This window comes from Roseovarius ramblicola (assembly GCF_042430665.1).
In the GTDB taxonomy this organism is placed as follows: Bacteria; Pseudomonadota; Alphaproteobacteria; order Rhodobacterales; family Rhodobacteraceae; genus Roseovarius; species Roseovarius ramblicola.
In genome coordinates, this window is the sequence record NZ_JBHMEC010000015.1 from 318,495 (window position 1) to 345,116 (window position 26,622).

Here is a 26,622-nt window from a genome sequence, read left to right on the forward strand (position 1 = left end):
TGCATGGACGGTGACAGCACGGGAACGATCCCCACGAACCTGCGCCTGCTGCTGGTGATCGAAGAGATCGCCCGGGCGGGCGTGCCGGTGACGCCCACCGAGGTCAATGCCGCCATCGGCCTGCCCAAGCCCACCATCCACCGGCTCTTTGCCACGCTGGAGGAGGAGGGCTTTCTGCAACGCGACATGGACGGGCGCACCTATTCGCCCGGCCCCCGCCTGCGAACCCTGGCGGGCGGCATCCTGTCCTCGCTGCGCATCCGCACCGCGCGGCAGGCGATCCTCAAGCGGCTCAGCGGCGAGATTGGCGAGACCTGCAACATCGCCCTGCCGGATCGCGACGCGATGATCTATCTCGAACGGGTCGAAACGCAATGGCCGCTGCGCATCCAGTTGCCGATCGGGACGCGGGTGCCGTTCTACTGCACCGCGAGCGGCAAGATGTACCTGTCATCGCTGGCGCGGCCGCACCTGGTGAAGTACCTCGCCGCGACCGATCTGAAGGCGCGGACGCCGAATACGTTGACCGATGCGGACACCCTGATGGACGAGATTGCCCGGGTGCGTGCGCAGGGCTATTCGCTCGACCGCGAGGAATTCATGCGCGACATGATCGCGCTCGCCGTGCCGATCCTCGACATGAACGAACGGCTGATGGCGACGCTGGCCTTTCACGCGCCGACGCAGCGTTTCGATATCGCGCGGGCGCTCGATTACCTGCCGTCGATGCGCGAGGCGGCGGCGGATTTGTCGAGCCTCGTGTCGGAGGGCGAAGGGGGCTGAGCCTTACCGCCCGGTCCAGACCGGGTCGCGCTTCTCGGCAAAGGCGGTCTGGCCTTCCAGCAGATCCTCGCTGCCGTAGAGCCGGTCCACGGTGGCGAGTTGCCGCCGGGTCACGCGGTTGAGCATGTCCTGGAAACGCATCGCCTCGGCCTCGCGCACAATTTCCTTGATGGCAGCGTAGACGAGGGGCGGGCCGGATTCGAGGTGGCGGGCGAGCGCCCATGTCCGGTCGGCAAGTTCTTCGGGCGCGCAAACCTCGCGCAGCAGCCCCCAGCGCAGCGCCTCCCCGGCGTCGAACCAGCGCCCGGTGAGCAGCAGGTCCATCGCGACGTGGTAGGGGATGCGCTTGGGCAGCTTGATCGAGGCGGCATCGGCCACCGTGCCCGAGCGGATTTCGGGCAGGGCGAATTGCGCCGTGTCGCTGGCGAGGATCAGGTCGCAGGACAGCGCCAGTTCCAGCCCGCCGCCGCAGCAAATGCCGTTCACCGCCGCGATCACCGGCTTGTTGAGATGCGGCAGTTCCTGCAATCCGCCAAAGCCGCCGACGCCGTAATCGCCGTCCACCGCGTCGCCGCCGGCGGCGGCCTTGAGATCCCAGCCGGGGCAGAAGAATTTCTCGCCCGCCGCGCGCAGGATCGCGACGCGCAGGGCGCTATCGTCGCGGAAGTCGCGGAACACCTCGCCCATGATCCGGCTCGTCGCCAGGTCGATAGCGTTGGCCTTGGGCCGGTCGAGCGTCACTTCGAGCACCGCCCCCTCGATCCGGGTGCGGATCGGTCCGTCTGTCAGCATCTCCATCATGTGTCCTCCCGTATGAATGCGTCCGCCACCACTGCGCCCTCGGGGCTCAGGATCAGCGGATTGATCTCGATCTCGGCAAGCCCCGGATCGTCCTCCATCATCGCCTGAAGCGCCAGCGCCACGGTCCCCGCCGCGCGGGTATCGGCGCGCGGCCCGCCGCGCCAGCCGTCGAGCAGCGGCCAGAGCCGCAAGCGGGGCAGCGCGGCGGCGATATCCGCGGCGGTAACGGGGCAGACCAGCGTCACCGTGTCGGCCATCAGTTCCGCCGCGACACCGCCAAGGCCCAGCGTGAGGGTCGCGCCATAGACCGGGTCTCGGCGCAGGCCCAGCAGCATCTCGGCCACGCCACCCGTCACCATCTCTTCGATCAGGTAGCCGGTGACACCCGGCATCTCGGCCTCGCGGCATGGATCGGTGACATTGAGGCGCACGGCCCCGGCCTCGGTCTTGTGGGCAAGGCCAAGGCCCTTGAGCGCATAGGGCGGCACCAGCCCCGCGCCGCGCGTGTCGAGCGCCGCGAGGGTGGGCGCGGTGGTGCCGCGCGGCACCGTGATCCCCGCCACCGCGAGGCGCGCCTTGGCCGCGTGCTCGTCGAGCAGGCGCGTGGTTCCTGCCTCGCGCACATCCCACGGCCGCCAGCCGGGCTGCGCTTGCGGCAGGTGGGCCGCCTTGAGTGCGGCGAGCGCGGTATCGAGCCCCATGAGCGGCACCACGCCCCGCCCCATCATTGCGATGGCGCGCGCCTCGTCGAAATTCTCGGGCAGCGAGGCCACGGGAAAGGCGGCAATGCCGGTCATCTCCTGCGCCGCTTCGATGGCGTCGAGGGCGGGCTCGAAGCTTGCCGGGTCGCAGCGGTCGGGGCGCGGCGGGTCGATGATGAAGAGGCCCGCGTCATAGTCCCCCAGCATGGTGGCAAAGACATCGGTGGTGCGGGCGATGTCGCCCCAGATGAAGGTGTGATAGTCGAGCGGGTTGGCCACGCGCACCAGCGGCCCGAGTGTCGCCGAGAGCCGGTCCGCCGTCTCGGGCGCGGGCGGCTCGAACCGCAGGCCGTGGCGCGGCGCGAGATCGGCCACGAGCCCCGCCTCGCCCCCAGAGCTTGACACCGCGCAGAGCCGCGCGCCCGGCAGGGCACCATGCACATGCACGATCTTGAGCGTCTCGATGAGCGCGTCGAGGGTCGCCACCTCGGCCACGCCGCATCGGCGCAGGAATGCGCCCGAGGCCGCGCCCTCGCCGGCGAGCGCGGCGGTATGGCTCGCCGCCGCGGCCCGCGCGCCTTCGGTCTTGCCGGATTTGAGCGCGACGACTGGCTTGCCCGCCGCGCGCGCATGTTCGGCCATCGCGGCGAAGCCGGGGGCATCGCCCACCCCCTCGATATAGAGGCCAAGCGCGGTCACGCGCGGATCGTCGAGCAGGGCAAGCGCGAGATCGGCCAGCCCCACCTGCGCCGCGTTGCCGAGGCAGGCCATGTAGGCCAGCGGCAAGCCGCGCGCCTGCATGGTGAGGTTGATCGCGATGTTCGACGATTGGCTGAGGATCGCCACGCCCGTCTCGCCCCGCCGCCCGCCATGCTGATCGGGCCACAGCAGCGCGCCGTCGAGATAGTTGACGAAACCGTAGCAGTTGGGGCCGAGCACAGGCATCGGCCCGGCGGCGGCGACGAGGGCCGTTTCAAGATCGCCCGCCCCCGCCTCGCGCCAGCCCGAGGCGAAACACACCGCCCCGCCCGCGTCCAGACCTGCGAGTGCTGCCACCATTTCGACGGTGGCGTGGCGGTTGATGCCGAGAAAGCAGGCGTCGGGGGCGGCGGGCAGGTCGGCGAGGCTGCGGAAACAGCGCCGCCCGCCGATTTCATCGCGCGTCGGGTGGACCGGCCAGACCTCCCCGGCAAAGCCCATACGGTCGCATTGGGCGATCACATTCGCCGCCCAGCCTGCGCCCATAACCGCGACGTGACGGGGACGCAGGAGGCGCGAGAGATCGGTCATGCCGCCCCCCTCAGCCGCCCAGCGGGCGGAGCAGCGCGCGGCTGATGATGTGGCGCTGGATCTCGGAGGTGCCCTCCCAGATGCGCTCGATCCGCGCGTCGCGCCAGATGCGCTCCAGCGGCAATTCCTCCATCAGGCCCATGCCGCCGTGGATCTGTATCGCCTCGTCGGCGATCATCGCCAGCACCTCGGTTGCCTTGAGCTTGGCCATCGCCATATCCGAATCCGTGACGGTGCCCTGATCCGCCTTCCACCCCGCCCAGAGGGTGAGCAGTTCGGCGGCCTTGAGTTCCGTCGCCATGTCGGCGAGCTTGAAGGACACGCCCTGGAACTTGCCGATCCGCTGGCCGAACTGGCGGCGCTCGGCGGCCCAGCCGAGGGCGAGGGCGAGCGCGCGTTCGGCCCGCCCGAGGCTGGTGGCGGCGACCTGAAGGCGGGTGGCCCCAAGCCATTCGTTGGCCACGTCAAAGCCCTTGTGCACCTCGCCCAGCACGTTGGCGTCGGGTATCCGGCAACCGTCGAATTCGAGGATCGCGTTGGTATAGCCGCGATGCGAGACCGAGCGATAGCCGGGGCGGATCGTGAAGCCGGGCGTGCCCTTGTCGACGAAGAACGCGGTGATGCGCTTGCGCTTGCCCCTTGGCGTCTCCTCCTCGCCCGTGGCCATGAAGGTGATGGTGAAGCCCGCGATATCGGCGTGGCTGATGAAATGCTTGGTGCCGTCGAGAACCCAATCGCCGCCATCGCGGCGGGCTGTGGCGCGCATCCCGCGCAGGTCCGACCCGGCGTCGGGCTCGGTCATGGCGAGGCAATCCCAGGTCTCGCCGCGGATGCAGGGCATGAGATAGCGTTCGCGCTGTTCCGGCGTGCCCGCCAGCAGGATGTTGGAGGGGCGCGCCACGCAGGTCCAGTGGAGCGCATAGCTCGCGCGGCCAAGCTCGCGCTCGTAGAGCAGCCATGTCAGCGTATCGAGCCCCGCGCCGCCCACCTCCTGCGGCATGTTGGCGGCGTAGAGCCCGGCGGCCATCGCCTTTTTCTGGATCCCGGCCACGAGCTCCATCGGCAGGTGGCCGGTGCGCTCGACCGCCGCCTCGTGCGGCAGCAGTTCGGCCTCGACAAAGGCGCGGGTCGTTTCGACGATCATGCGCTGTTCGTCGGTGAGGGCAAACTCCATCCCGGTCACTCCCCTGCGCGCGCGCGATGCGCGTCGTGATCGGCGATCACCCGTCCCGCGCCCCATCCGTTTTCCTTCAGCACCTTCAGGATGCCCACGAGGTTGCGGTCGCGGATACGCTCCAGCTCGCGGATGGAGTGCTGCCCCGATTGCGCGTCCGACTGCCCGGCGATCAGATCGACGAGAGCGTCGTCATACTCGGGCACGTCGGTGAGCCGGGTCCACGGCTCTTGCAGGCAGGGGCCGAACTGACCGAGGAAATGGTGCATCCCGGCCTCGCCCCCGGCGATGCGGTAGGTCTCGAACAGGCCCATCTGTGCCCAGCGCAGGCCAAAGCCCATGCGGATCGCGTCGTCGATCTCTTCGGTCGTGGCGACGCCGTCGCGCACCAGCCACAGCGCCTCGCGCCAGACCGCCTCGAGCAGGCGGTCGGCGATATGGGCGTCGATCTCCTTGCGGACGTGGAGGGGGAACATGCCGATTTCGTGCAGGATCGCCTTGGCGGCTTCGGTCACTTCGAGGGCCGTCGCGGGCGAGGGGACCAGTTCGACCAGCGGCAGCAGGTAGACCGGGTTGAACGGGTGCGCGACGAAGATCGCGCCCGGATTTGGGGCCTCCTCCTGCAACACCGAGGGGCGGTAGCCCGAGGTCGAGGAGCCGAGCGGCACATCGGGCGCGGTCTCCTGCACTTCGGCATAGACGTGATGCTTGAGCGCGATCCGCTCGGACACCGATTCCTGCACATAGGCCGCGCCCGCCACCGCCCCGGCGATGCTGTCGGCAAGGGTAAGGCGGCCCTCGGGCGGCATCGGCAGGTCGGAGAGCGCGGGGAGTGCGGCGCGGGCGTTGTCCAGCACCTCGCCCAGTTTGCGCGGTGTCTGCGGGTCGGGGTCGAACACCGCCACGTCCCAGCCCGCGAGCAGGAAGCGCGCGGCCCACCCGCCGCCGATGACGCCGCCGCCGATGACGGCGGCCTTGCCGGGTGCGCCGCTCACAGCGGGGCCCGCTTTTCGAGCTTGAGCCGTTCGCGCACCGCCTCGGGGCCGACCACGCGCGCGCCCATCGCCTCGACGATGCCGACCGCGCGCGCGACAAGCTGCGCATTGGTGGCGAGTACGCCCTTGTCGAGCATCAGGTTGTCCTCCAGCCCGACGCGCACGTTGCCACCGGCCAGCACCGCCGCCGCGACATAGGGCATCTCGCTGCGCCCGAGGCCGAAGGCGGACCAGTGCCAGCCCGCAGGCACGTTGTTCACCATCGCGAGAAAGGTATTCAGATCGTCGGGCGCGCCCCATGGCACGCCCATGCAAAGCTGCACCAGCACCGGCTCGGGGATGATCCCTTCGTTCACGAGCTGCTTCGCGAACCACAGGTGGCCGGTGTCGAACGCCTCGATCTCGATCCGCGTGCCGGCGGCCACCATCCGCGCGGCCATGTCGCGCAGCATCCCCGGCGTGTTGACCATGACGTAATCGGCCTCGGCGAAATTCATTGTGCCGCAATCGAGCGTGCAGATTTCCGGGCGGCAGTCGGCCACATGCGCCACCCGCTCCTCGGCCCCGGCCATGTCCGACGCGGCCGACATCCGGCCCATCGCCTCGGTCCCGTCGAACATCAGGTCGCCGCCCATCCCGGCGGTGAGGTTGAGCACCACGTCGGTGGCGCTGTCGCGGATGCGCTCGGTCACCTCGCGGAAAAGCGCGGGGTCGCGCGAGGGCGCGCCGGTTTCGGGGTCGCGGACGTGGCAATGCACCACCGCCGCGCCGGCCTGTGCGGCGGCGATGGCGCTCTCGGCGATGGCCTCGGGCGAGCGAGGGACGTGGGGGCTGCGGTCCTGCGTGCCGCCCGATCCGGTCACGGCACAGGTGATGAACACCTCGCGGTTCATGGTGAGTGGCATCGGTTCCTCCTTGGCTGTGGCGCAGCCTAGCAGAGTTGCGGCGCGGTGCCTGGCGATTTACGAAAGGAACATGGCATATACCGAAACCATTTTTGCCCCCTCGCGCGCCACGCTCGACATCGCGGTGCTGGTCCTGCCGCGCGCCTCGATCCTGGAAGTGGCCTCGGTGCTCGACCCGATGCGCAACGCCAACAGGCAGATGGCGCGCGAGGCGTTTCGCTGGCGGGTGATCACGCCCGACGGGCGCGCGGCCCCGCTGACCTGCGGGATCGAGCTGCCCGCCTCGGGGGCGCTCGGCGACGTGGCGGGGGCGGACCTGTTGATGATCGTGTCGGGCTTCGATCAGGCCGAGGTGGCGACGCGGAACCTCATCGCCACGCTGCGGCGGATGGCGGGCCGGTTCGGCGCGATCGCGGGGATCGACGCGGGACCGTGGATCATGGCGCGCGCCGGGCTTCTGGACGGGCACCGCGCCACCGTGCACTGGGAGGACCTGGAGGATTTCGCCGCCGCGTTTCCGGGGGTCGAGGTGGTGGCGGACCGCTACGTGCGCGCGGGGCGCAGGCTGACGGCGGGCGGCGCGGGGCCTGCCGCCGACATGATGCTGCACCTGATCGGCACGCGCTGCGGCCTGGGCGTCGCGGGGCAGGTCGCCGATTCGTTCCTTTATGACCGCCACGCCGACGCCACGCGCCCGCAGCGCCCCGGCCGGGTGCCGGGCGCGCGCGACCGGCGGCTGTCGGCGGCACTGACGATGATGGGCGAGGCGCTCGATGCGCCACGGCCCATCCCCGAGATCGCGGCGGCGCTGGGACTGGGGACACGGCGGCTGGAACAGATATTCCGCGACGGGCTCGGGACGGGGCCCGCCGCCTGCTATCTTGATCTGCGGCTACAGGCGGCGCGGCGGATGATGAGCGACACCGACCACCCGCTTCTGGAGATCGCCCTGCGCACAGGGTTCTCCGACAGGTCGAGCTTTTCCCGCGCCTATCGCCGCCGGTTCGGGCAATCGCCGCGGGAGAGCCGCGCCGGGCGTTGATCATTATCGCGCGGTCTGGAAATCGCGCGGCGCGCGGGCTATGTTCCATCTCCGCTCCAGCGCAAGGGACACATCGCCCATGACCCGTTTCACCACCCCGATCGCCGAGCAGATATGGTCGATGAAATACCGCTATGTCACCGGGGACGGCGGCGATGCGAGTGTCGAGGACACGTGGCGGCGTGTTGCGCGGGCGTTGGCCGCGGTCGAGGCCGAGCCGGATGTCTGGGAGGAGCGGTTCTACGCCGCGCTTGAGGACTTCAAGTTCCTGCCCGCAGGCCGGATCACCGCCGGAGCGGGCACCGGCCGCAAGGTGACGCTGTTCAACTGCTTCGTCATGGGCACCATCCCCGACGACATGGGCGGGATCTTCGATAACCTGCGCGAAGCGGCGCTGACCATGCAGCAGGGCGGCGGAATTGGCTATGATTTCTCGACGATCCGGCCCAGGGGCGCGGTGGTCAAGGGCGTGTCGGCGGATGCGAGCGGGCCGCTGTCGTTCATGGACGTGTGGGACGCGATGTGCCGCACGATCATGAGCGCGGGCAGCCGCCGCGGCGCGATGATGGCCACCATGCGCTGCGATCACCCCGACATCGAGGATTTCATCGGCGTCAAGTCCGATGCCGCACGGTTGCGCATGTTCAACCTGTCGGTGCTGGTGACGGATGCCTTCATGGAGGCGGTCAAGGCTGACGGGCCGTGGGATTTGCAATTCGATGGCCGGGTCTATCGCACGGTGCAGGCGCGCGACCTGTGGAACCGGATCATGCAGGCCACCTATGATTACGCCGAGCCGGGGGTGATCTTCATCGACCGGATCAACCAGGCCAACAACCTGAACTATGTGGAGAATATCTCTGCGACCAACCCCTGCGGCGAACAGCCCCTGCCGCCCTATGGGGCGTGCCTGCTGGGCTCGGTCAACCTTGCCCGCCTCGTGATCGACCCGTTCGGGAACCGCGCGCGGCTCGACGCGGCGGCGCTCAAGGATCTGGTGCGCACGGCGGTGCGGATGATGGACAACGTGGTGGACGTGTCGCAATTCCCCCTGTCCGCGCAGGCCGGGGAGGCGCGGGCCAAGCGCCGCATCGGGCTGGGGGTGACGGGGCTCGCGGATGCGCTTTTGATGCTGGGGCTGCGCTATGGCTCGGACAAGGCCGCGCGTCAGACCGAGATCTGGATGCACAAGATCGCCGTCGCCGCCTATCTGGCAAGCGTCGACCTGGCCCGGGAAAAGGGCGCGTTCCCGCTGTTTGATGCCGAGCACTTCCTCGCCTCCGGCGCCATGCGCGAGATGGACGAGACGGTGCGCGAGGCGATCGCGAAACACGGCATCCGCAACGCGCTTCTGACCTCGGTGGCCCCCACCGGCACGATCAGCCTTTATGCCGGCAACGTCTCATCCGGCATCGAGCCGGTATTCGCCTACAGCTACACGCGCAAGGTGCTGCAAAAGGACGGCAGCCGCACCGAGGAGGAGGTGGTGGATTACGCCGTGCAGATGTGGCGCGAGATGTTCGGCGACGCGCCCCTGCCCGATCATTTCGTCAACGCGCAGACGCTCGCCCCCGAGGATCATGTCAAGATGCAGGCGGCGGCGCAGAAATGGGTGGACAGCAGCATTTCCAAGACCATCAACTGCCCTGCCGACATCTCCTTCGAGGCGTTCAAGAACGTTTACATGCAAGCCTATGAGACCGGCTGCAAGGGCTGCACCACCTACCGGCCCAATGACGTGACGGGCAGCGTGCTGAGCGTGGGCGAGGCCGAGGACAAGGTCCCCGGCGAGACCCCGGATCAGGCTCGGGGCGACTTTCCCGCCGAGGGCGGGGAAGTCGTCTACATGTCCGACCCGCTGGACCGGCCCACGGAGCTGGAGGGCGCGACCTACAAGCTCAAATGGCCCGACAGCAACCATGCGATCTATGTGACCGTCAACGACATCGTGCTGGGCGGCCACCGGCGGCCCTTCGAGGTGTTCATCAACTCCAAGAACATGGAGCATTACGCCTGGACCGTGGCGCTGACGCGGATGATCTCGGCGGTGTTCCGGCGCGGCGGCGACGTGAGCTTTGTGGTGGAGGAGCTGAAGGCGGTGTTCGATCCGCGCGGTGGCGCGTGGATGAACGGCAAATACATCCCCTCGATCCTCGCCGCCATCGGCGGGGTGCTGGAACGGCACATGGTGCAGATCGGCTTTCTGGAGGGCGAGGGGCTGGGCCTCAAGGCCGACCCGACGGCGCAGGTCGTGGGGCTGGAGGGCGCCCCCCGCGGCCCCGCCTGCCCGGCCTGCGGCAGCTATGACATGCGCATGATCGAGGGCTGCATGACCTGCGCAAGCTGCGGACACAGCAAGTGTTCGGGGTGACCGCGGCGCCGGGTCGTTCCGACTGCCAATTAGTGGCCACCGGCGGGCTTGGGATGTCCATTCCGCAAGCGAACAAAGTCAATCGGGCGTAACCGCTCGATTTTCCATATGTGAGGGTCGTGTCCCTGGACGTGGTGCAGGACCTGGCGTCCGCCTGCTTCTTCATGGCTGGTGTTGCTGGTTTACTGAGCGGCGATGATCGTCGCCGTAGGCGCAGGACTCTACAAGCCCTTGGCCGTCCACCAAAACAGGGGGCCGCCAAATGCGCAGCCGGTTGCGCACGTTACATGGCGTGTCTCGGGATGGTCGCGGAATAGGTCTCGTCGCGGACCGTGGCGTCGCCTTCGAATGCCTGCATACGCGCGCGGAGATGGAAATGCGTGCTGTCGCAAGACAGGTGCGTATGCGTCACCGTCCGCACGGCCCAGCCGTCGCGCTGCATTTCGTGGATCCAGCTCACCTCTCCTTCGGCGGAGGTGGGATCGCCCGGCAGGATGGAATAGCGCTCGGTGCACTCGGCGGAATGCGTCAGCCCGTGCCCGGTGATACGGGCCGCGCCCTCGTGGACGCGGATATCGGCCGTCACGCGCCCGGTGGTCCGGTCTTCTGTCACGCTCCAATCCGCGGTCGGGGGCACCTCGAACTCCTGCTCCAGAGGGGCCGCCGCGCGTGGTGGGCCGAACGGCGCCGCATCGCTTTGGTCGCCGTCCCGCAGCGGCAGGACGAGTGTGCTCCGCTCGGTCAGAACCCGCAGCGTGACCGGCTCGGGCGCGGGCCAGGCGATCGGAAAATAGCTGGTCGACAGTCCCAGCCGTATCCGGTGGCCCGCGCGGAAGGTCTGGGCGACGTGTTTCATCGGCACATCGACCGTGTAGGTCCGCCCCAGCGTCAGGGGCTCGGGGTGCTCGTGGCCGTCACGATGGGTGAGGTTGAGCAAACCGTAGCTGACCCGGGTCGCCGCCCCGTCGGGCGCCACGTCCATCAGGCGCACGGCGGCCTGCGCGACAGGCCGGTCCGAGGTGAATGTCAGTGTCAGGCGCGCGTCGCCCACCATGTGCACCGGCCCGGCAAGAGGCCCGGTTTCGAAGCACAGGCTGCCGGCGTCGTCCCGCCGCTGATCGCCCGGCTGATCGCCGGGCAGCGCGTAGGAGCACCACTTGCCGCCCTGGAACCCGACCCAGAGCGGCGAGGCGATGGTCAGCCAGCCGCCGGGCACCTCCTCCGACCGCGACAGCCGCCCGTCGGAGCCGAGGGCGAATTCGGTCGGGGTGACATTCGGCGAGGGCCAGGCCGGTTCGGTGATCCAGTGCCCGTCGCGATGCGCGTAATGGCTTTGCGGCGCGGCGTGATCCTGAAGATAGACCCGCAACGGCGGTTCGTCCGCGATGCCGGTGTCGATGCCCTTGAGCCATTGATCCCACCACCGGGTTTCCTCGCTCAGCCAGTCGATCGCAGGGCCGGGCGCGCCCACATGCGGATAGCGATGCGACCAGGGGCCGACGATCCCCTTGACCGGGCCTTTCAGGTTCTCGACCAGCCGAAAGACCGACCGGCAGTAGCCGTCGGCCCAGCCGCTGACGGCATAGACGGGCACCTCGATATCGCCGAAATCCTCGCAGACCGACCCGTGTTTCCAGAACGCGTCGCGGGTCTGATGTTGCATCCATGTCTCGAGCCAGAAGCCCGACCCGTCGAGCCGCTCTTCCCACAATTCGCGCCAGCGATCGCCGACATGCGCAGGATCCGGCGGCAGCGTGTTGATCCCGAACATCACCGATGCCCAGGACAGGTGGTCGCACAGCATGGTGCCGCCCATGTAGTGGATGTCGTCGGCATAACGGTCGTCGGTCGAGCAGATCGACACCACGGCCCGGAGCGCGGGCGGACGCAGGGCGGCGAGTTGCAGACCGTTGAACCCGCCCCAGGAAATGCCGACGATGCCGACACCGCCATCGCACCACGGCTGATCGGCGATCCAGGCGATGACGTCGCAGCCGTCCTGAAGCTCGGTCTCGGTATATTCATCGGTCATCACACCGTCGGATTCGCCGGTGCCGCGCAGGTCGACGCGGACATAGGCATAGCCCTGCGCCGTCAACCAGGGCGCGCGCGCATGGTCGCGCTCCAGCGTCTTGTCGTTCTTGCGATAGGGGATGTATTCGAGGATCGCGGGCACCGCCTGCGCCTCTGCGCCGTCGGGCATCCAGATGCGCGCCGCCAGACGCGTGCCATCGGGCATCGGGATCTCGAGGTGCTCGATTTCCCGAACGGTGACGGGAAGCGGGTGATCGACTTTCATGGATTTTATCCTGCATTACGCGCCACGCGATGCGCCCAGCGTATCGCGCGCACGCCCCACAAAGTCCAGCGCGGACGCCGGTCTATTCCTCTATGTCGGTGAATTCGTAGTTCAGCCGCTTCATGACCTGCTCATAATTCCACAACAGCTTGGATTGCTTGCCCGCCCCCATCCAGACCGATGCCACGGCATAGCTGTAGGCGTCCTGCTCGGGCAGTTCCGACAGGCGCATGCCCTTCTTGACATAAGAGACGATGCGCGTGCCCTCGACCTGCTCGGCCGCGACCTCGAGCTCGGCGCGTGACGGCGCGCGCGCCACCGTGGCATCGTTGAAGAACACCCGGTAGAAAAATTCCGACGCGACGTTTTCCGGCCCCTCGCCGCGCGGCATGTCCGGCCTGCGGCCGAGCCCCAGATCGACCGTGACCTGCTGATGACTGACGCCGTCGACCATCTCGAACAAATCGCAATGCGATTGCGCGATGCGGGTGTTGATCTCCAGCAGCCAGATCTTGTTCTGCACCTCGTCCCAGTAATACTCGATATTGAAGCCGGCATTGTCATAGCCGATATGCGCCATCACCTTGCGGGTGATTTCGTTCATCTCGTCCTGAACGCGGCGCGGCAGGGTCGAGGGGTAGAGATAGTAGAAAAAGCTGAGCACCTGCGGATAGCGAATCGAATCGACCGTGCCGTAGGGCACCACCTCGCCGTCATGGACATAGCCCTCTACGGTGCATTGCCGTCCGCCGATCACCTGTTCGGCCATGCAGTAATGCCCTTCGATCGCCCGGATTTCATCCGGCAGGTCAGCCTGATCCAGCACATAGTTGAACGGTTCTGAAATCTGGCCGATCTCGGCGCGGAAGGCGGCAACCGCGTAGTCGAAATCCTCGGGGCTGTCGATGCGAAAGCCGAGACGGGACCCGGATGACTTGATCGGCTTGACGAAGAACGGAAACCGCAGATCGGCCTCGCCGATGCGCGACAGCGCGTTGTCGTCGAACGGATCGAAGGCAGTGAATTTCGGGACGTGCTCGGGGATCACCTCGGCCATCACCTTGCGCGACCAGAATTTGTGCTCGCATTTCAAGAGGCTTTCCAGCGAGGCGTTGCGGGTGCCGTATTTCGCGCACAGAAGCGGCAGCATGGTGGACACCGGAAAGTCGATATAGCCGACGATGGCGTCGATCGAGCCGTCAAAGGCGTCGAGCGCCGCCTCGGCCTCGGCCAGCATGGCGGGGATGTCGAATTCCTGCGTGTCCGAGACCGCTTCGGAGGTCAGGAGCGGGTGAAAGACGACATCCTCGACGCCACGAAGCCGGGTCAGCCGCTCGGCGTTCAGATCGTTGAGTCCGACGACGAAAATATTCCTGGTCATGGATTTCTCCTTGCCTGTCAGGGCGTGTCAATCGGCGGCCGGCCAAAGCCCGGCGGGCCGCCCCGGTCACGTCACGCCTGTGAGAGATCGGACTGAACCGGAAAGCTGCGCCCCTTGAGCCGCTCGGTGGTGCCGGTGATATCGTCCACCAGCAACAGCAGGAAATCGCCCGGCACGGCATCCGCGATGGCCCGGTCAACCGCGTCCTTTTCCTTCATGATGACCTCGACCGCGCAGTCCGATCCGGCATCTGACGCGCCCTTGCGGATCAGCTCTGCCGTCTCGCCCTCGGCGCGCCCGCGCGCGTCGGATTCGTAGACATAGAGCACGTCGCACATCTTGGCGAGTTGCGCGCCCAGAGCGGCGAGGTCTTCGTCGCGGCGATTGCCCGGCGCGCTCGAAACCCCGATCTTGCGCTGTTGTCCAAGCCCGTTCACGAGCGGCTCCAACGCCACCAGCGCCGGCACGTTGTGACCGTAGTCGATCAGGCAATAGACGCCGTCGGCCTCGAAATAGTTGGTGCGCCCGGGCATCTGCGCCGGGGTTGGGTGGAAGGTCAGCAGCCCGGCGCGGATGTCGTCGATCTCGATGCCATGCGCCAGTGCCACCGCCGCGGCGGCCATCGCGTTCTGCACGTTGAACGGCGCGTGCCCCTCGAACGCGATCGGCACGTCGTTGACGTCGACCACATCCACCAGAACCTTGCCCCGCATAAGGACGATCCGCCCGGCATTGACGGTGAACACCTCGCCGCCCCGGCTCAGGTGATCGGCCAGGGCGGGGTTGTCCGGGTCCATCGAGAAATAGATGATCTCACCCCGCGCCCAGTAGGTGCCATGCTCCATCACCAGCGGGTCGTCTGCGTTCAGCACGCAATAGCCGCCCTCTCGCTTGACGGCGTCCACGACCACGGTCTTGCAGCGCGCCAGTTCCTCGAGCGTGTGAATGTCGCGCTCGCCCAGATGGTCCGACGCGATGTTGAGCAGCACGCCCACGTCGCATTCGTCGAAGCCGAGGCCGCGGCGCATGATGCCGCCACGCGCCACCTCGAGCACCGCGTGTTCCACCGTGGGTTCGTGCAGCACTGCCGCCGCCGCCGCCGGGCCGGAATAGTCACCCCGCAGGATCACATGGTTGTCGATCTCGACCGTGCCGGTACAGCCCATTCCCACGGAATAGCCGGCTTGACGCAGGATATGCGTCGTCAGGCGCGTCGTCGTTGTCTTGCCGTTGGTCCCGGTGATCGCCGTGATCGGGACCCGGCCGTCATCCTTGGGGTCGGGAAACAGCATTTCGACCACATGCTCGCCGACAGGGCGCGGCGTGCCGTGGGTCGGTGCCATGTGCATCCGGAATCCCGGCCCGGCATTGACCTCGACCACGCCCGCGGATTGCTGATCCAGCGGCTTGGTCAGGGTTTCCGCCAGCAGGTCTATGCCGATCACGTCCAGCCCGACAAGCCGGGCGATGCGCTCCATCGCGAACTTGATATCGGGATGCACCTCGTCGGTGAGATCCGTCGCCGTCCCGCCGGTCGAAATGTTGGCGGTGGATTTCAGAAACACCATCGCGCCCTCGCCGGGGACCGAATCGAGCGTCAGCCCGGCCTGGTCGAGCATGCGCTGGGTCTGCTCGTCGACATGGATTTGCGTCAGCAGGTTCTCGTGGCCGACGCCGCGGCGGGGGTCTTCGTTGGCCTTGTCGATCAAGGCGCGGATCGTCGATTTGCCGTCGCCCGTGACATGCGCGGGCCGGCGGCGGGCGGCGGCGATCAGCTTGCCGCCGATCACCAGCATTCGGTGGTCCTCGCCCTTGATGTAGCTTTCCACGATCACCGCGCAGGAGTCGTCGCGCACCCGCGCGAGCGCTGCCTCGTAGCCCGATTTCAGGTCGTCCATGCTGGCGATGTCGGTGGTCACGCCGCGGCCGTGATTACCGGCCAGCGGCTTGGTCACCACCGGCCAGCCGATCCATTCGGCGGCCTCCTTCACCTCTTCCCAGGTATAGCAGGTGCAGCCCCTGGGCACGGCCACGCCGGCATCGCCGAGTATCTGCTTGGTCCAGTCCTTGTCGTCGGCGATCGCATGGCCGATGATGCCCGACGCGTCGGTCACCGTCGCCTGGAAGCGGCGCTGCTTCACGCCGTGCCCGAGCTGGGTATAGCTGGTGCCCTCGGTCAGATTGTTCCACGGTATGTTGCGGGCCTTGGCAGCCTCGACGATCGCGCCGGTCGATGGGCCGAGCGCATTGGCGTCCCGCACCTCCTTGAGGTGCTGCAGGATCGGATCGAGATCGACGAACCCGCCGTCGTAAAGCGTTTGCACGATCTCCACCGCGGCCTTACCCGCGGCAAGACCGGTGGCCTCGTCGCGGTAGCGGTAGATGACGTTGTAGATACCGGTCTCGTAGCTGTCCACGGTCTTGCCGTAGCCCACCGAAAAGCCGACCATGTTCTGCAGTTCGATGGCCACATGTTCGACCATGTGCCCGGCATAGGTGCCGTTTTGCACCCGCTGCAGAAAGCCGCCCGGCTCGCCGACCGAACAGCGGTGTTCATGGATGGTGGGGATGACCGCTTCGAGCTTCTCCGCAATGCCGGGAACCTTGTCACTCGGGCGGTGTTCCAACTGCTCGATGTCGAGCCGCATGTAGATGGCTTGATAGCGGCTGTAATAGTTAGGCCCGCGCAGTGCGCGATGCTCAAGAATGCGCATTCTGTTTTTTCATCTCCAGGGTCGCGGCCTCTTCAGGGCCAAGGACTCGCCGATCAGCCAAACTGTAGGCGTCTCCGTCGATCAGCGCGTGCATTATGACGTTGTGGACGCTCACCGCCTCACCGTCGGACAGGTCGAACACGTTCGAGCCTGTCGTCTGTGCACTGTCGACCACTATAACATGTCCGGGCCCGAAGGCAAAAAGCTTGTCATCCTCGAACAGCACGGCCGCGTCCTCTCCGAGGCCGACCCCGAGCAATTCGGGGTTCGTCGCCCCCACTTCCATGAGGCGCGAGAACCTCCCGCGTTCGAGAAAATGCGTGTCGATGATCACGCCCTCCATCAAGCCGAAGCCGGCCGACATCTTTACCGCACCCTTGCGGAGCGCGTCGGTCGCATCGCCGCCGTACACCATGGTCGTGGACTGACAGGCGGCCCCGGCGCTCGTTCCGGCAATGACGGCCCCCTGCGCCTGGCGCTTGCGGATCATGTCGAGCGCCGGCGAGCCTCCGAATATGCTCGTCAGGCGCATCTGGTCGCCGCCCGAAAGAAAGATCACGTCGCAACGCGAGAGCATTTCGACGAATGTCGGAGCCATTGCATCGGCCCGGTCGCGGATGCGGATGTCGAGCACCTCGCCCGCCCCCAGGCGGTCGAACACCCCGCGATAATCCTCGAAAACGTCGTCGGGGATGCTGCTGGCCGTGGTAATGACGCCGACGACCGGCGCGGGATCGCGGCTGAACGCCAGGACACGTTTCAGGACGTCGGCCTGTGTTGTCTTGTCCTCGGCCCCGCCGATGGCGACCAGTTTACCCCGCGTGGCGGGGTGTATCGACATGTCCATGCAGGACCTCCTTTGAGCGCTGGAGAACAGCTATACCTTGCAAGCGGTTTGCGTCCAGTTGTATGTGGTCCTCGGCCGCGTCAGAAGCAAGCGACGTGCATTTTTGTGACACTGAAGCCGCCCGCGATCAGGCGAGACGAATCACCCCTTCGTTTCAACGGCTTCCGGGCGATCTTTGAAAGGACAAACCGTGACATCTGGCTTCGTCCTGGCAATTCATGGCGGCGCCGGCGTCCTGCCCCGTGGAGATATGACCCCGGCAAAGGAGGCGGCGTATCACGCGGCCCTTGACCGCGTGCTGGCCGCCGGACAGGCCGTGCTGGCCGCGGATGGCAGCGCCCTCGATGCCGTCACCGCCGCAGTGGAAGCGCTTGAAAACGAGCCCTTGTTCAACGCCGGGCGCGGGGCCGTGTTTACCCGTGATGGCCGACACGAGATGGATGCCGCGATCATGGACGGGCGCGGGCGCAAGGCCGGGGCGGTCGCGGGCATCGCCGGGGTCCGCAATCCGGTGCGCCTGGCCCGTGCCGTCATGGAGCGGACCGATCATGTCATGATGGCCGGTGAGGGCGCGCTGCAAATCGCGCGCGATGCCGGGCTCGCGTTCGAGGACGATGCCTATTTCTTTACGCAGGAACGCTGGGACAGCCTGCAAGGCACCCTCAGGATGGAGGCCGACGGCACCCTTGACGACGATCCTGCCCGGCGTCACGGCACGGTCGGGGCGGTGGCGCTGGACCGCGCAGGCACTCTTGCCGCGGCGACATCCACGGGCGGCATGACGGCCAAGCGCACGGGCCGTATCGGCGACAGCCCGATCATCGGTGCCGGCACCTTCGCCGATGATGCCACCTGCGCGGTCTCGGCCACCGGCGATGGTGAAGCGTTCATCCGCCTGTCCGTCGCGCATGAGATCGACGCGCGCATGAGGCTGGCCCGACAGCCGATGCCCGAGGCCGCGCGGCAGGTCATCCTGCACGACCTGACCGCCATCGGCGGCTCGGGCGGACTGATCTGCGTCGCCCGCGACGGGACACTCGCGATGCCGTTCAACTGCGACGGGATGTACCGCGGCTGTGTTCGAGACGGCGACGCGCCGGAAACAGCGATATATCACAGCGTGTCGCGAGACTGCGAATGAACGCGCGCGCGTTCCAGCCGCGCCGGAGAACTGCTCAGAAATCCAGGTTTTCGACGCTGAGCGCGTTTTCCTGGATGAACTCGCGGCGCGGTTCGACCACGTCGCCCATCAGCTTGGTAAAGAGATCATCCGCCTCGGCCACGTCGTCGATCTTGACCTGAAGCAGCGTGCGCGCCTCGGGGTCGAGGGTGGTTTCCCAGAGCTGGTCGGGGTTCATCTCTCCGAGCCCCTTGTAGCGCTGGAGGGTGAGGCCCTTCTCGCCCTCCTTGAGGATCGCGGTCAACAGGTCGAGCGGACCGAAGATCGGCTGGGCGCGATCCTTGCGCAAAAGCATCGCCTTCTCGCGGTAGATGTCGCGCAGCGCCTGCGTCATCTGCGCGAGCCTGCGCGCCTCGCCGCCGCGCAGGACGGGGCCATCGAGCGTGCGGATTTCCTCGACGCCACGCACCGTGCGGCTGAGGCGCAGCCCGTGATCCTGCGTCGGGCGGCCCTGCCAGCCGCGCTCGTATTCGTTCGAGATCATGTCGAGCCGGGCGGCCACGGTATCGGCCACGCCCTGCAGGTCCGCATCCACGCGCCCGGGCAGGAACGCCTCGGCGATGGCCGCCTGTTCGAGGATATGGCGGGGGTAATGCGTGGGGAACGCCTCCAGAATGCGCTTGGCCTGCCGCGCCTCCTCGACCACGCGCACGAGGTCCGGCCCGGCGATCTCCTCGCCGCTGCCAAGCCGCAGGGCGGCATCGGTGGTACCCTGCTCGATCAGGTAATCCTCGAGCGAGGGATGATCCTTGAGATAGACCTCGGACTTGCCGCGCATCACCTTGTAGAGCGGGGGCTGCGCGATGTAGAGGTATCCGCCCTCGATCAGCTCAGGCATCTGCCGGTAGAAAAAGGTCAGCAGCAGCGTGCGGATATGCGCGCCGTCGACGTCGGCATCGGTCATGATGACGATCTTGTGGTAGCGCAGTTTCGAGATGTCGAACTCGTCCCGACCAATGCCGGTGCCGAGGGCCATGACAAGGTTGCCGATCTCCTGAGAGCCCAGCATCCGGTCAAATCGGGCGCGCTCGACATTGAGGATCTTGCCGCGCAGCGGCAGAACCGCCTGCGTTCCCCGGTCGCGCCCGGTCTGCGCCGAGCCGCCCGCCGAATCCCCCTCGACGAGGAAAAGCTCGGTCTTGGACGGGTCCTTGCTTGAGCAATCCTTGAGCTTGCCGGCGAGGAAATTCACGTCCATCGGGTTCTTGCGGCGGGTCAGGTCGCGCGCCTTGCGTGCCGCCTCGCGGGCATGGGCGGCCTCGATGATCTTGCCGACGATGATCTTGGCAATCTGGGGGTTTTCCTCGAACCATTCGGCGAGTTTCTCGCCCATCAGCCCCTCGACCGCCGGGCGCACCTCGGAGCTTACGAGCTTATCCTTGGTCTGGCTGGAGAATTTCGGATCGGGCACCTTGACCGACAGCACGCAAGTGAGCCCCTCGCGGGCGTCGTCGCCGGTGAAGCTGACCTTTTCCTTGCGGGCGATGCCGGTGGTCTGGGCATAGGCGTTGATGGTGCGGGTGAGCGCGCCGCGAAAGCCCGCCATGTGGGTGCCGCCGTCGCGCTGCGGGATGTTGTTGGTGAACGGCAGCACCGTCTCGTGGTAGCTGTCGTTCCACCACATCGCCACCTCGACGGTGATCCCGTCGCGCTCGCCGGTGATAAAGATCGGATCGGGCATCATCGGGGTCTTGTGCCGGTCGAGATACTTGACGAATTCCTTGACCCCGCCCTCGTAGAAAAGCTCGCTCTCCAGCGGCTCGGGCGGGCGCTCGTCGCGCAGGATGATGCGCACGCCGGAATTGAGAAAAGCCAGCTCGCGCAGCCGCCGCTCCAGAATCTCGAAGCTGTAATCGAGGTTGCTGAACGTCTCGGTGGAGGCGAGAAAGCGCACCTCGGTGCCCTTGCGGCCCTCGGCGTCGCCGACCACGCGCAGATGCTCGGTGGTAAAGCCGCCCTCGAAGCGGGCGAGATGCGCCTTGCCGTTCCGCCAGACACGCAGCTCCAGCCAATCGGAGAGCGCGTTGACCACCGAGACGCCCACCCCGTGCAGCCCGCCCGAAACCTTGTAGGAATTCTGGTCGAACTTGCCGCCGGCGTGAAGCTGGGTCATGATGACCTCGGCGGCCGAGACCCCCTCTTCCTCGTGGATATCGGTGGGGATGCCGCGGCCGTTGTCGCTGACCGAGACGCTGGAATCGGCATGGATCGTGACGTTGACGGCGTCGGCGTGACCGGCCAGCGCCTCGTCGATGCCGTTATCGACGACCTCGTAGACCATGTGGTGCAGGCCCGAGCCGTCATCGGTATCCCCGATATACATGCCGGGGCGCTTGCGGACAGCCTCCAACCCCTTGAGAACCTTAATGGAATCGGCACCGTATTCTTCTGGCGCGATGGCGGGTTCGGACATGCGGATTACCCTTTGGAATGTTTCGTATTTTATACGAAGTCTGGGGGGGAATGTCACGGCCCCACCCCATATTTTGCGCTGTTTCGTGCTCAGGTGAACGGGATCACCAGACCAACGAAGATGAGCAGCACGCCGGAGGCGATATTCATCCGCGCGATCGCCCTCGGGCTCTGCAGCAGGCGGCGCGCGCGGTCGAGGAAGAAGGCGAGCGCGAGGTTGCCCAGCATCGGCACGACGGCAGAGACCGCGAGGATGGCGGCGATGTCGGGGACCGTGACGCGCGTGAGATCGAAGAAGCCCGGCAGGAAGCCCATGTAGAACAGGATCGCCTTGGGATTGCCGATCACCGCCGCCATGCCGACCGAGAACCCGGCCCAGATGCCCGGCTTCGTCATGCGGCTATCGGCACTCGGGGCGCGTGCGGGTTTGCGGATCAACAGCAGCCCCATCACGATGAACACCGCCGCCGCGACCCAGCGCAAGAGCGCCAGCGCGTCGCCATAGAGCGACAGCACCCAGGCCAGCCCGAGGATCGCGCAGAGCGGCCAGATCAGGTCGCCCAGCGCCACGCCGACGGCCAGCGGCCACGCGCCCCGCATACCGCCCGACAGGGCGCGCGCGGTAAGCGCCACCCAGACCGGGCCGGGCACCGCCCAGAGCCCGGCCATGGCGGCGGCATAAAGCGCGAGGTCAAAGACCGCGATGGTCATGGGGCCTCGGGCAAGGTGAGGCTGCCATCGGGCGCGAGCGGCCAGAAGGGATTCATCGCCAGTTCCCAGACATGCCCGTCGGGATCGGCGAAATAGCCGGAATAGCCGCCCCAGAACACCTTTTCGGGGCGCTTGAGCGGCGTGGCTCCGGCGGCGATGGCCCGGTCATAGGCGGCGTCCACCTCGGCCTCGGTGGGGAAGTTCTGCGCCAGCGTCATCGCGCCGGTGCCGAGCACGGAATCCGGCCGCCCCTGATCGGCGGCCAGGTCGGATTTGCCGAACAGTCCGAGGACCAGCCCGTTCATCTGGTAGAAAACGACCTCGTCCTGCGCCTCTGCCGGTGTCCAGCCGAGGGCCGCGTAGAATGCCCGCGCGCGGTCAAGATCGTCGACGCCAAGGGTGATGAGGGTCACGCGCTGCGGGGTCATCGTGTGGCCTCCTCTGTGATCTGGCTGGTGCCGTCGGTGTCGGTGACATGGATGTGCTGCGCCCGACAGCCCAGTTCGGCAAAAAGCTCCGGCCCGGTACCGGTCATCCACGCCTGCGCGCCGAGGCCGCAAACCTCGTCATAAAGCGCAGCGCGGCGGTCGGCGTCAAGATGGGCGGCGACCTCGTCCAGCAACAGGATCGGCGGTGCCCCGAAATCGCGCGCCAGAGCGCGGGCATTGGCGAGCATGAGCGACACCAGAAGCGCCTTCTGCTCGCCGGTGGAGCACTCGGCGGCGGGCACGCCCTTGGCGGCATAGACGCCGTAAAGGTCGGCACGGTGCGGGCCGACCAACGTGCGCCCGGCAATCAGATCGCGAAACCGGCTTTCGGCCAGCACCTCGCGCAGGTCATCGGCGCTGTCAGGCATCTCGCCCTCGGTCTGGGTCAGCTCCAGTTCGGCGGTGGGAAAGGCGGTTTCGGCCTGCATCTGCGCGCCGGCGATGAGCGCCAGAGCCTGCTGCCGGTTGGCGTGGATCGCCGCACCGCTCTCGGCCATCTGCCGCTCCAGCGCCAGATACCAATGCGCGTCGCGCACCTGGTCCTTGAGCAGGCGGTTGCGTTCGCGCATGGCCTTTTCATAGGCCAGCACCGCATCGGCATGGCCGGGCAGGAAGCTCATGGTCAGCCGGTCGAGAAACCGGCGGCGCCCCTCGGCCCCCTCGATCCAGAGCCGATCCATCGCCGGAATCAGCCAGAGCACGCGGGCGATGCGGCCCAGCATCAGTTGCGCGGCGGGTTTGCCGTCGATGCGGACCTGCCGCGCCGCGCCCTCCTCCGACTGGATTTCGACCTCGTGGACACGGGTCAGCGAGTGCAGGATGCCGGTGATCTTCCACCCGAGGGATTCAGGCCGGCGCGCCATGTCCTGCGCCGCCGCCCGCCGAAGGCCCCGCCCGGGCGACAGGAGCGAAACCGCCTCGATCAGGTTGGTCTTGCCCGCGCCGTTGGGACCAAAGATCGCCACCGGCCGCGCATCGAGCGTGAGCCGCGCGGATTTATGCGACCGGAAATGCGAGAGGGTCAATTCCGACAGGTAGAGGCCGGGCATTCACGACCCTTTCATCTTGCCAGAAATATCCCCGCCGGAGGCTCCGACAGATGTCACACCCGCATCGGCATCACGACATAGACCGCCGTCGTGTCGTTGCCCTCGCGCATCAGCGTGGGATCGCCCGAGGAGTTGAACAGGAACACGGCGTTCTCGCGGTCCACCTGACTGGCGATTTCCAGCAGGTACTTGGCGTTGAAACCGATTTCCAGCCGCTCGTCGCCATAGGCCACGGCCAGCTCTTCCTCGGCCGCGCCGCTGTCGGGGGCGTTGACCGAGAGCACGAGACGGTCCTCGTCCAGCGCGAGCTTGACCGCGCGGGACCGCTCGGAACTGACGGTGGCGACGCGGTCAACGGCCTGGGCAAATTCGGCGGCGTCGACCTCAAGCCGCTTGGTGTTGCCCTGCGGGATAACGCGGGTGTAATCGGGAAAGGTGCCGTCGATCACCTTGGACGTCAGCGTGATGTCGGGGGTGGCAAAGCGCACCTTGGTCTCGGACACCGAAACCGCGATCTTCATGTCGTCATCGTCGAGCAGCTTGCGCAATTCGCCCACCGTCTTGCGCGGAACGATCACGCCGGGCATGTCGCCTGCGCCCTGTGGCAGATCGGCGTCGATCCGGGCAAGCCGGTGGCCGTCGGTGGCCACGCAGCGCAGCACCTGCCCGCCATCGGCCTCGGAGACATGCATATAGACGCCGTTGAGGTAATAGCGGGTTTCCTCGGTGGAAATGGCGAACTTCGATTTGTCGAACAGCCGCCGCAGCGTTGCGGCGGGCACCGAGAAATTGCTGGCGTACTCTGCCGAGGCCATCACCGGGAAGTCCTCTTTCGGCAGGGTCGCGAGGTTGAAGTTCGACCGCCCGGCCTGCACCGTCAGCCGCCCCGAGGTGGCATCCTCGGAGAGCGTGACGAGCGCGCCATCGGGCAGCTTGCGCACGATCTCGTGCAGCATCACCGCCGAGACCGTGGTCGCGCCCGCGCGCTCGACCTGCGCGGTCGCCATGTCCACGATCTCGATATCGAGATCGGTGGCGCGGAACTGCACGCGCTCGCCCTCGGCCTCGATCAGCACGTTGGCGAGGATCGGGATAGTGTTGCGGCGCTCGACCACCGATTGCGCCTGCGCCACCGCCTTGAGCAGCGTGCCCCGTTCGATGCTGAATTTCATGCCCTCGCTCCTGTCAGATTCCGGTCGCGCCGGGAGGGGCACGGTAGCGAAATCCTCCTCCGGCTCAAGCGCTTTGTGACGTTGTCAGCCGGATTGGCCACTGCGTCAAGTGCCGGGGCCCGCCCGTGACCTCAGGCCTCGAGCGCGCGGCGCAGCAATTCGAGGTCGTCGGCGATCTGGGCATCCTTCTGGCGCAGCTCGTCAATCTTCTTGACCCCGTGCATCACGGTGGTGTGGTCGCGTCCGCCGAAGCTGCGCCCGATTTCGGGCAGCGAGCGGCTTGTGAGCTGCTTGCACAGGTACATCGCCATCTGCCGCGGCCGCGCGTAGCAGCGCGTGCGCCGGGGCCCGACGAGGTCGGACAGGCGGATGTTGTAGTGATCGGCCACCTTGCGCTTGATCTCCTCGACCGAGAGCTTGCGCTCGTAGCTGCGCAGCATGTCCGACAGGCAATCCTGCGTCAGCTCCTGCGAGATCGGCTTGCCCACCAGCGACGCAAACGCGCAGAGCCGCGTCAGCGCCCCTTCGAGCACGCGCACATTGGTGTTGATGCGGTGCGCGAGAAATTCCAGCACACCGTCCTCGATGGCAAGGTCGGGCTGACGCTCGCGATAGCGCTCGGCCCGGTTCTGGAGCACGCCGAGGCGCAATTCGTAATCGGTGGGGTGCAGGTCCACCACGAGGCCGCATTGCAGCCGCGACTTGATCCGGTCCTCCAGCCGCGCGATCTCTCCCGGCGCGCAATCGGCGGAGATGACGATCTGCTTGTTCTGGTCGACCAGCGCGTTGAAGGTGTGAAAGAATTCCTCCTGCGTGCTGTCCTTGCCGGCGATGAACTGCACGTCATCGACCATCAGCACATCGACCGAGCGGAACATCTGCTTGAAATCCATGATCTTGCGGTCGCGCAGCGCCTGCACGAAGCGATACATGAACTGCTCTGCCGAGAGATAGAGCACGGTCATGTCGGGCCGCTGCTCGACCAACTCCCAGGCTATGGCGTGCATCAGGTGGGTCTTGCCGAGGCCGACGCCGCCATAGAGAAACAGCGGGTTGAAGGTGGTCTCGCCGCCCTCGGCGACGCGGCGCGCGGCGGCATGGGCGAGCTGGTTGGGCTTGCCCACGACAAAGCTGTCGAAGCGGAACCGATCGTCCAGAGGCGCGGAATGCAGCGGCGTGTCGCTCCGCGACGCGCGGGCGGGGGCCGCCTGCGGCGCGTCCTGTGCGGGGCGCGGGGCCTCTGCCCCGTTGGCGGCAACGCGGAAGTCGAGCTTGCGAACCGCGGAATCGACCTGTGTCAACTTGTAGAGAATCAGGTCGCCGAAATGCTGCGCCACGTAATTGCCGATGAACCGGGTCGGAACCGAGAGCGTGGCCACACCGTCCGAAAGGTCGTCGAATTCGAGCGGCTCTATCCAGTTGCGAAACTTGTTCTGTCCGACCGCCTCGCGGATCTGCTGCTTGAGCTCCCCCCACTGTTCTTGTGTCATATGTCCCGTTCCGCTGCTCTTTTGTAGGCCGCCGGGACACACGCCCGGCGACAGGTCAAAACCGGCAATCCGCGACGGAGAACAAAGGACACCCATGACACCGGCCACGGACCGGCACCAGGAAGATGCGCCCTTGCACACTGCACCATGATGGAAAACCTCCACGTTGCGGCCCGTCCCAAAGCCGCGGAAGATCCTCCGTCAAAATGCCATCAGACAGAACCAGAGAGCGAAAAAGCCCTCACCTGGCGAGCCGGGGCAGCGACGCTGCCCACCGGCTTGCGATGGCCTGTCCCCCCAAGCGTGAATCGCTCTAGGACGTTAGCAACGCCGCGCGGGCCCGGACAACTCATCATTGCGCTTGACAGAACGGGGGCGGAAAAGAATCTCCGCCTGTCACATAAGGGCACAAACGCAAACGGGCACCACCCGAAGGCGATGCCCGCTTGATTTCAAACCCTTGTGGCAGGTCAGCCCAGCGCCTTTACCCGCGATGCCAGCCGCGAGATTTTGCGCGCGGCGGTGTTCTTGTGGAACACGCCCTTGGTGACACCGCGCATCAGTTCGGGCTGGGCGGCGCGCAGCGCGCCGACGGCGGCGTCCTTGTCGCCCGAGGCAATCGCCTCTTCGACCTTGCGCAGGTAGGTGCGGATGCGCGAGCGGCGCGCCTTGTTGATGGCATAGCGCTTCTCGTTCTGACGCGCGCGCTTCTTGGACTGGATCGTGTTGGCCATGGGTGTCTGAACCTTTCCGGGTCTGTCAATTTCTGGTTGCACAGATACCCGGTCCGGCCCCGCCGTTCCGGGGGCCTCGGCTC

19 protein-coding genes and 1 pseudogene are annotated in these 26,622 nt (G+C 66.9%); 4 read left to right on the forward strand and 16 right to left on the reverse strand.

The window, feature by feature from the left end:
* The first annotated feature begins 3 nt into the window (after positions 1-3).
* Positions 4-783 carry an IclR family transcriptional regulator gene (locus ACFFU4_RS10120; protein ID WP_377069646.1) on the forward strand — a complete coding sequence of 260 codons (780 nt, stop codon included), beginning with the start codon at positions 4-6 and terminating at the stop codon, positions 781-783.
* A 3-nt stretch (positions 784-786) separates the two neighbouring features.
* Here the strand turns inward: ACFFU4_RS10120 and ACFFU4_RS10125 are convergent, their stop codons facing one another.
* The 5 genes and pseudogenes from ACFFU4_RS10125 to bcoG form a co-directional block, all read right to left on the reverse strand.
* Entirely contained in the window at positions 787-1,584 is a 798-nt protein-coding gene (locus tag ACFFU4_RS10125; RefSeq protein ID WP_377069647.1) for a carnitinyl-CoA dehydratase, read from the reverse strand.
* Positions 1,581-3,575: an acetate--CoA ligase family protein gene (locus ACFFU4_RS10130; protein WP_377069648.1), complete on the reverse strand. Its 1,995-nt coding sequence runs from the start codon at positions 3,573-3,575 to the stop codon at positions 1,581-1,583. Before ACFFU4_RS10130 ends, ACFFU4_RS10125 begins: the two co-directional genes overlap by 4 nt.
* Before the next feature lie 10 nt (positions 3,576-3,585).
* Positions 3,586-4,749, reverse strand: a complete 1,164-nt coding sequence (locus tag ACFFU4_RS10135) for an acyl-CoA dehydrogenase family protein (protein ID WP_377069649.1) — start codon at positions 4,747-4,749, stop codon at positions 3,586-3,588.
* Between the two features lie 29 nt (positions 4,750-4,778).
* Positions 4,779-5,744, reverse strand: a pseudogene (locus ACFFU4_RS10140) (3-hydroxyacyl-CoA dehydrogenase NAD-binding domain-containing protein); the annotation flags it as partial.
* Positions 5,741-6,649, reverse strand: a complete 909-nt coding sequence (gene bcoG, locus ACFFU4_RS10145; protein ID WP_377069650.1) for a 3-dehydrocarnitine:acetyl-CoA trimethylamine transferase BcoG — start codon at positions 6,647-6,649, stop codon at positions 5,741-5,743. The gene bcoG and the pseudogene ACFFU4_RS10140, both read right to left, overlap by 4 nt.
* Positions 6,650-6,719: 70 nt before the next feature.
* Here bcoG and ACFFU4_RS10150 point away from each other — a divergent pair, with 70 nt between their 5' ends.
* Entirely contained in the window at positions 6,720-7,691 is a 972-nt protein-coding gene (locus ACFFU4_RS10150) for a GlxA family transcriptional regulator (protein WP_377069651.1), read from the forward strand.
* Between the two features lie 79 nt (positions 7,692-7,770).
* Positions 7,771-10,062: an adenosylcobalamin-dependent ribonucleoside-diphosphate reductase gene (locus tag ACFFU4_RS10155; RefSeq protein WP_377069652.1), complete on the forward strand. Its 2,292-nt coding sequence runs from the start codon at positions 7,771-7,773 to the stop codon at positions 10,060-10,062.
* Between the two features lie 283 nt (positions 10,063-10,345).
* On the opposite strand, the gene ACFFU4_RS10160 is transcribed toward ACFFU4_RS10155, so the two are convergent.
* From ACFFU4_RS10160 to ACFFU4_RS10175, 4 genes are all read right to left on the reverse strand, one after another.
* Entirely contained in the window at positions 10,346-12,361 is a 2,016-nt protein-coding gene (locus ACFFU4_RS10160) for a CocE/NonD family hydrolase (RefSeq protein ID WP_377069653.1), read from the reverse strand.
* 82 nt (positions 12,362-12,443) lie between these two features.
* Positions 12,444-13,742 (reverse strand): ATP-grasp domain-containing protein, encoded by a 1,299-nt coding sequence (locus ACFFU4_RS10165; protein WP_377069654.1) that lies wholly within the window; start codon positions 13,740-13,742, stop codon positions 12,444-12,446.
* Between the two features lie 71 nt (positions 13,743-13,813).
* On the reverse strand, positions 13,814-16,456 hold the full coding sequence (gene cphA / locus ACFFU4_RS10170) for a cyanophycin synthetase (RefSeq protein WP_377069655.1): 2,643 nt from the start codon (positions 16,454-16,456) through the stop codon (positions 13,814-13,816).
* Positions 16,443-17,303, reverse strand: a complete 861-nt coding sequence (locus tag ACFFU4_RS10175) for a cyanophycinase (RefSeq protein ID WP_377069656.1) — start codon at positions 17,301-17,303, stop codon at positions 16,443-16,445. The genes cphA and ACFFU4_RS10175 overlap by 14 nt, the downstream gene beginning before the upstream one ends.
* A 190-nt stretch (positions 17,304-17,493) precedes the next feature.
* On the opposite strand from ACFFU4_RS10175, the gene ACFFU4_RS10180 reads away from it, so the two are divergent.
* Positions 17,494-18,444: an isoaspartyl peptidase/L-asparaginase family protein gene (locus ACFFU4_RS10180; protein WP_377069657.1), complete on the forward strand. Its 951-nt coding sequence runs from the start codon at positions 17,494-17,496 to the stop codon at positions 18,442-18,444.
* 34 nt (positions 18,445-18,478) lie between these two features.
* On the opposite strand, the gene gyrB is transcribed toward ACFFU4_RS10180, so the two are convergent.
* The 7 genes from gyrB to rpsT all read right to left on the reverse strand — a co-directional run bounded on the left by gyrB (position 18,479) and on the right by rpsT (position 26,539).
* Entirely contained in the window at positions 18,479-20,896 is a 2,418-nt protein-coding gene (gyrB, locus tag ACFFU4_RS10185) for a DNA topoisomerase (ATP-hydrolyzing) subunit B (protein ID WP_377069658.1), read from the reverse strand.
* A gap of 89 nt (positions 20,897-20,985) precedes the next feature.
* Positions 20,986-21,606: a LysE family translocator gene (locus tag ACFFU4_RS10190; RefSeq protein ID WP_377069659.1), complete on the reverse strand. Its 621-nt coding sequence runs from the start codon at positions 21,604-21,606 to the stop codon at positions 20,986-20,988.
* On the reverse strand, positions 21,603-22,034 hold the full coding sequence (locus tag ACFFU4_RS10195; RefSeq protein ID WP_377069660.1) for a VOC family protein: 432 nt from the start codon (positions 22,032-22,034) through the stop codon (positions 21,603-21,605). Before ACFFU4_RS10195 ends, ACFFU4_RS10190 begins: the two co-directional genes overlap by 4 nt.
* The gene (gene recF, locus ACFFU4_RS10200; RefSeq protein WP_377069661.1) at positions 22,031-23,143 is read right to left on the reverse strand and encodes a DNA replication/repair protein RecF; all 1,113 of its coding nucleotides are present in this window, start codon (positions 23,141-23,143) and stop codon (positions 22,031-22,033) included. The genes ACFFU4_RS10195 and recF overlap by 4 nt, the downstream gene beginning before the upstream one ends.
* Positions 23,144-23,196: 53 nt before the next feature.
* Positions 23,197-24,315, reverse strand: coding sequence for a DNA polymerase III subunit beta (dnaN, locus tag ACFFU4_RS10205; protein WP_377069662.1), 1,119 nt, complete (start codon positions 24,313-24,315; stop codon positions 23,197-23,199).
* A gap of 131 nt (positions 24,316-24,446) precedes the next feature.
* The gene (dnaA, locus tag ACFFU4_RS10210; RefSeq protein WP_377069663.1) at positions 24,447-25,805 is read right to left on the reverse strand and encodes a chromosomal replication initiator protein DnaA; all 1,359 of its coding nucleotides are present in this window, start codon (positions 25,803-25,805) and stop codon (positions 24,447-24,449) included.
* Positions 25,806-26,275: 470 nt separating this feature from the next.
* Entirely contained in the window at positions 26,276-26,539 is a 264-nt protein-coding gene (rpsT, locus tag ACFFU4_RS10215) for a 30S ribosomal protein S20 (RefSeq protein ID WP_377069664.1), read from the reverse strand.
* Positions 26,540-26,622 lie beyond the last annotated feature (83 nt).

Excerpts from the sequence above, each read along its gene's own strand:
- ACFFU4_RS10155 (WP_377069652.1), top strand. The coding sequence starts at position 7,771 with ATGACCCGTTTCACCACCCCGATCGCCGAGCAGATATGGTCGATGAAA.
- ACFFU4_RS10150 (WP_377069651.1), top strand. The coding sequence starts at position 6,720 with ATGGCATATACCGAAACCATTTTTGCCCCCTCGCGCGCCACGCTCGAC.
- ACFFU4_RS10195 (WP_377069660.1), bottom strand. The coding sequence starts at position 22,034 with ATGACCCCGCAGCGCGTGACCCTCATCACCCTTGGCGTCGACGATCTT.
- rpsT (WP_377069664.1), bottom strand. The coding sequence starts at position 26,539 with ATGGCCAACACGATCCAGTCCAAGAAGCGCGCGCGTCAGAACGAGAAG.
- cphA (WP_377069655.1), bottom strand. The coding sequence starts at position 16,456 with ATGCGCATTCTTGAGCATCGCGCACTGCGCGGGCCTAACTATTACAGC.
- ACFFU4_RS10175 (WP_377069656.1), bottom strand. The coding sequence starts at position 17,303 with ATGGACATGTCGATACACCCCGCCACGCGGGGTAAACTGGTCGCCATC.
- bcoG (WP_377069650.1), bottom strand. The coding sequence starts at position 6,649 with ATGCCACTCACCATGAACCGCGAGGTGTTCATCACCTGTGCCGTGACC.
- ACFFU4_RS10190 (WP_377069659.1), bottom strand. The coding sequence starts at position 21,606 with ATGACCATCGCGGTCTTTGACCTCGCGCTTTATGCCGCCGCCATGGCC.
- ACFFU4_RS10165 (WP_377069654.1), bottom strand. The coding sequence starts at position 13,742 with ATGACCAGGAATATTTTCGTCGTCGGACTCAACGATCTGAACGCCGAG.
- ACFFU4_RS10125 (WP_377069647.1), bottom strand. The coding sequence starts at position 1,584 with ATGATGGAGATGCTGACAGACGGACCGATCCGCACCCGGATCGAGGGG.
- gyrB (WP_377069658.1), bottom strand. The coding sequence starts at position 20,896 with ATGTCCGAACCCGCCATCGCGCCAGAAGAATACGGTGCCGATTCCATT.
- ACFFU4_RS10120 (WP_377069646.1), top strand. The coding sequence starts at position 4 with ATGGACGGTGACAGCACGGGAACGATCCCCACGAACCTGCGCCTGCTG.
- dnaN (WP_377069662.1), bottom strand. The coding sequence starts at position 24,315 with ATGAAATTCAGCATCGAACGGGGCACGCTGCTCAAGGCGGTGGCGCAG.
- ACFFU4_RS10135 (WP_377069649.1), bottom strand. The coding sequence starts at position 4,749 with ATGGAGTTTGCCCTCACCGACGAACAGCGCATGATCGTCGAAACGACC.
- ACFFU4_RS10130 (WP_377069648.1), bottom strand. The coding sequence starts at position 3,575 with ATGACCGATCTCTCGCGCCTCCTGCGTCCCCGTCACGTCGCGGTTATG.
- dnaA (WP_377069663.1), bottom strand. The coding sequence starts at position 25,805 with ATGACACAAGAACAGTGGGGGGAGCTCAAGCAGCAGATCCGCGAGGCG.
- ACFFU4_RS10160 (WP_377069653.1), bottom strand. The coding sequence starts at position 12,361 with ATGAAAGTCGATCACCCGCTTCCCGTCACCGTTCGGGAAATCGAGCAC.
- recF (WP_377069661.1), bottom strand. The coding sequence starts at position 23,143 with ATGCCCGGCCTCTACCTGTCGGAATTGACCCTCTCGCATTTCCGGTCG.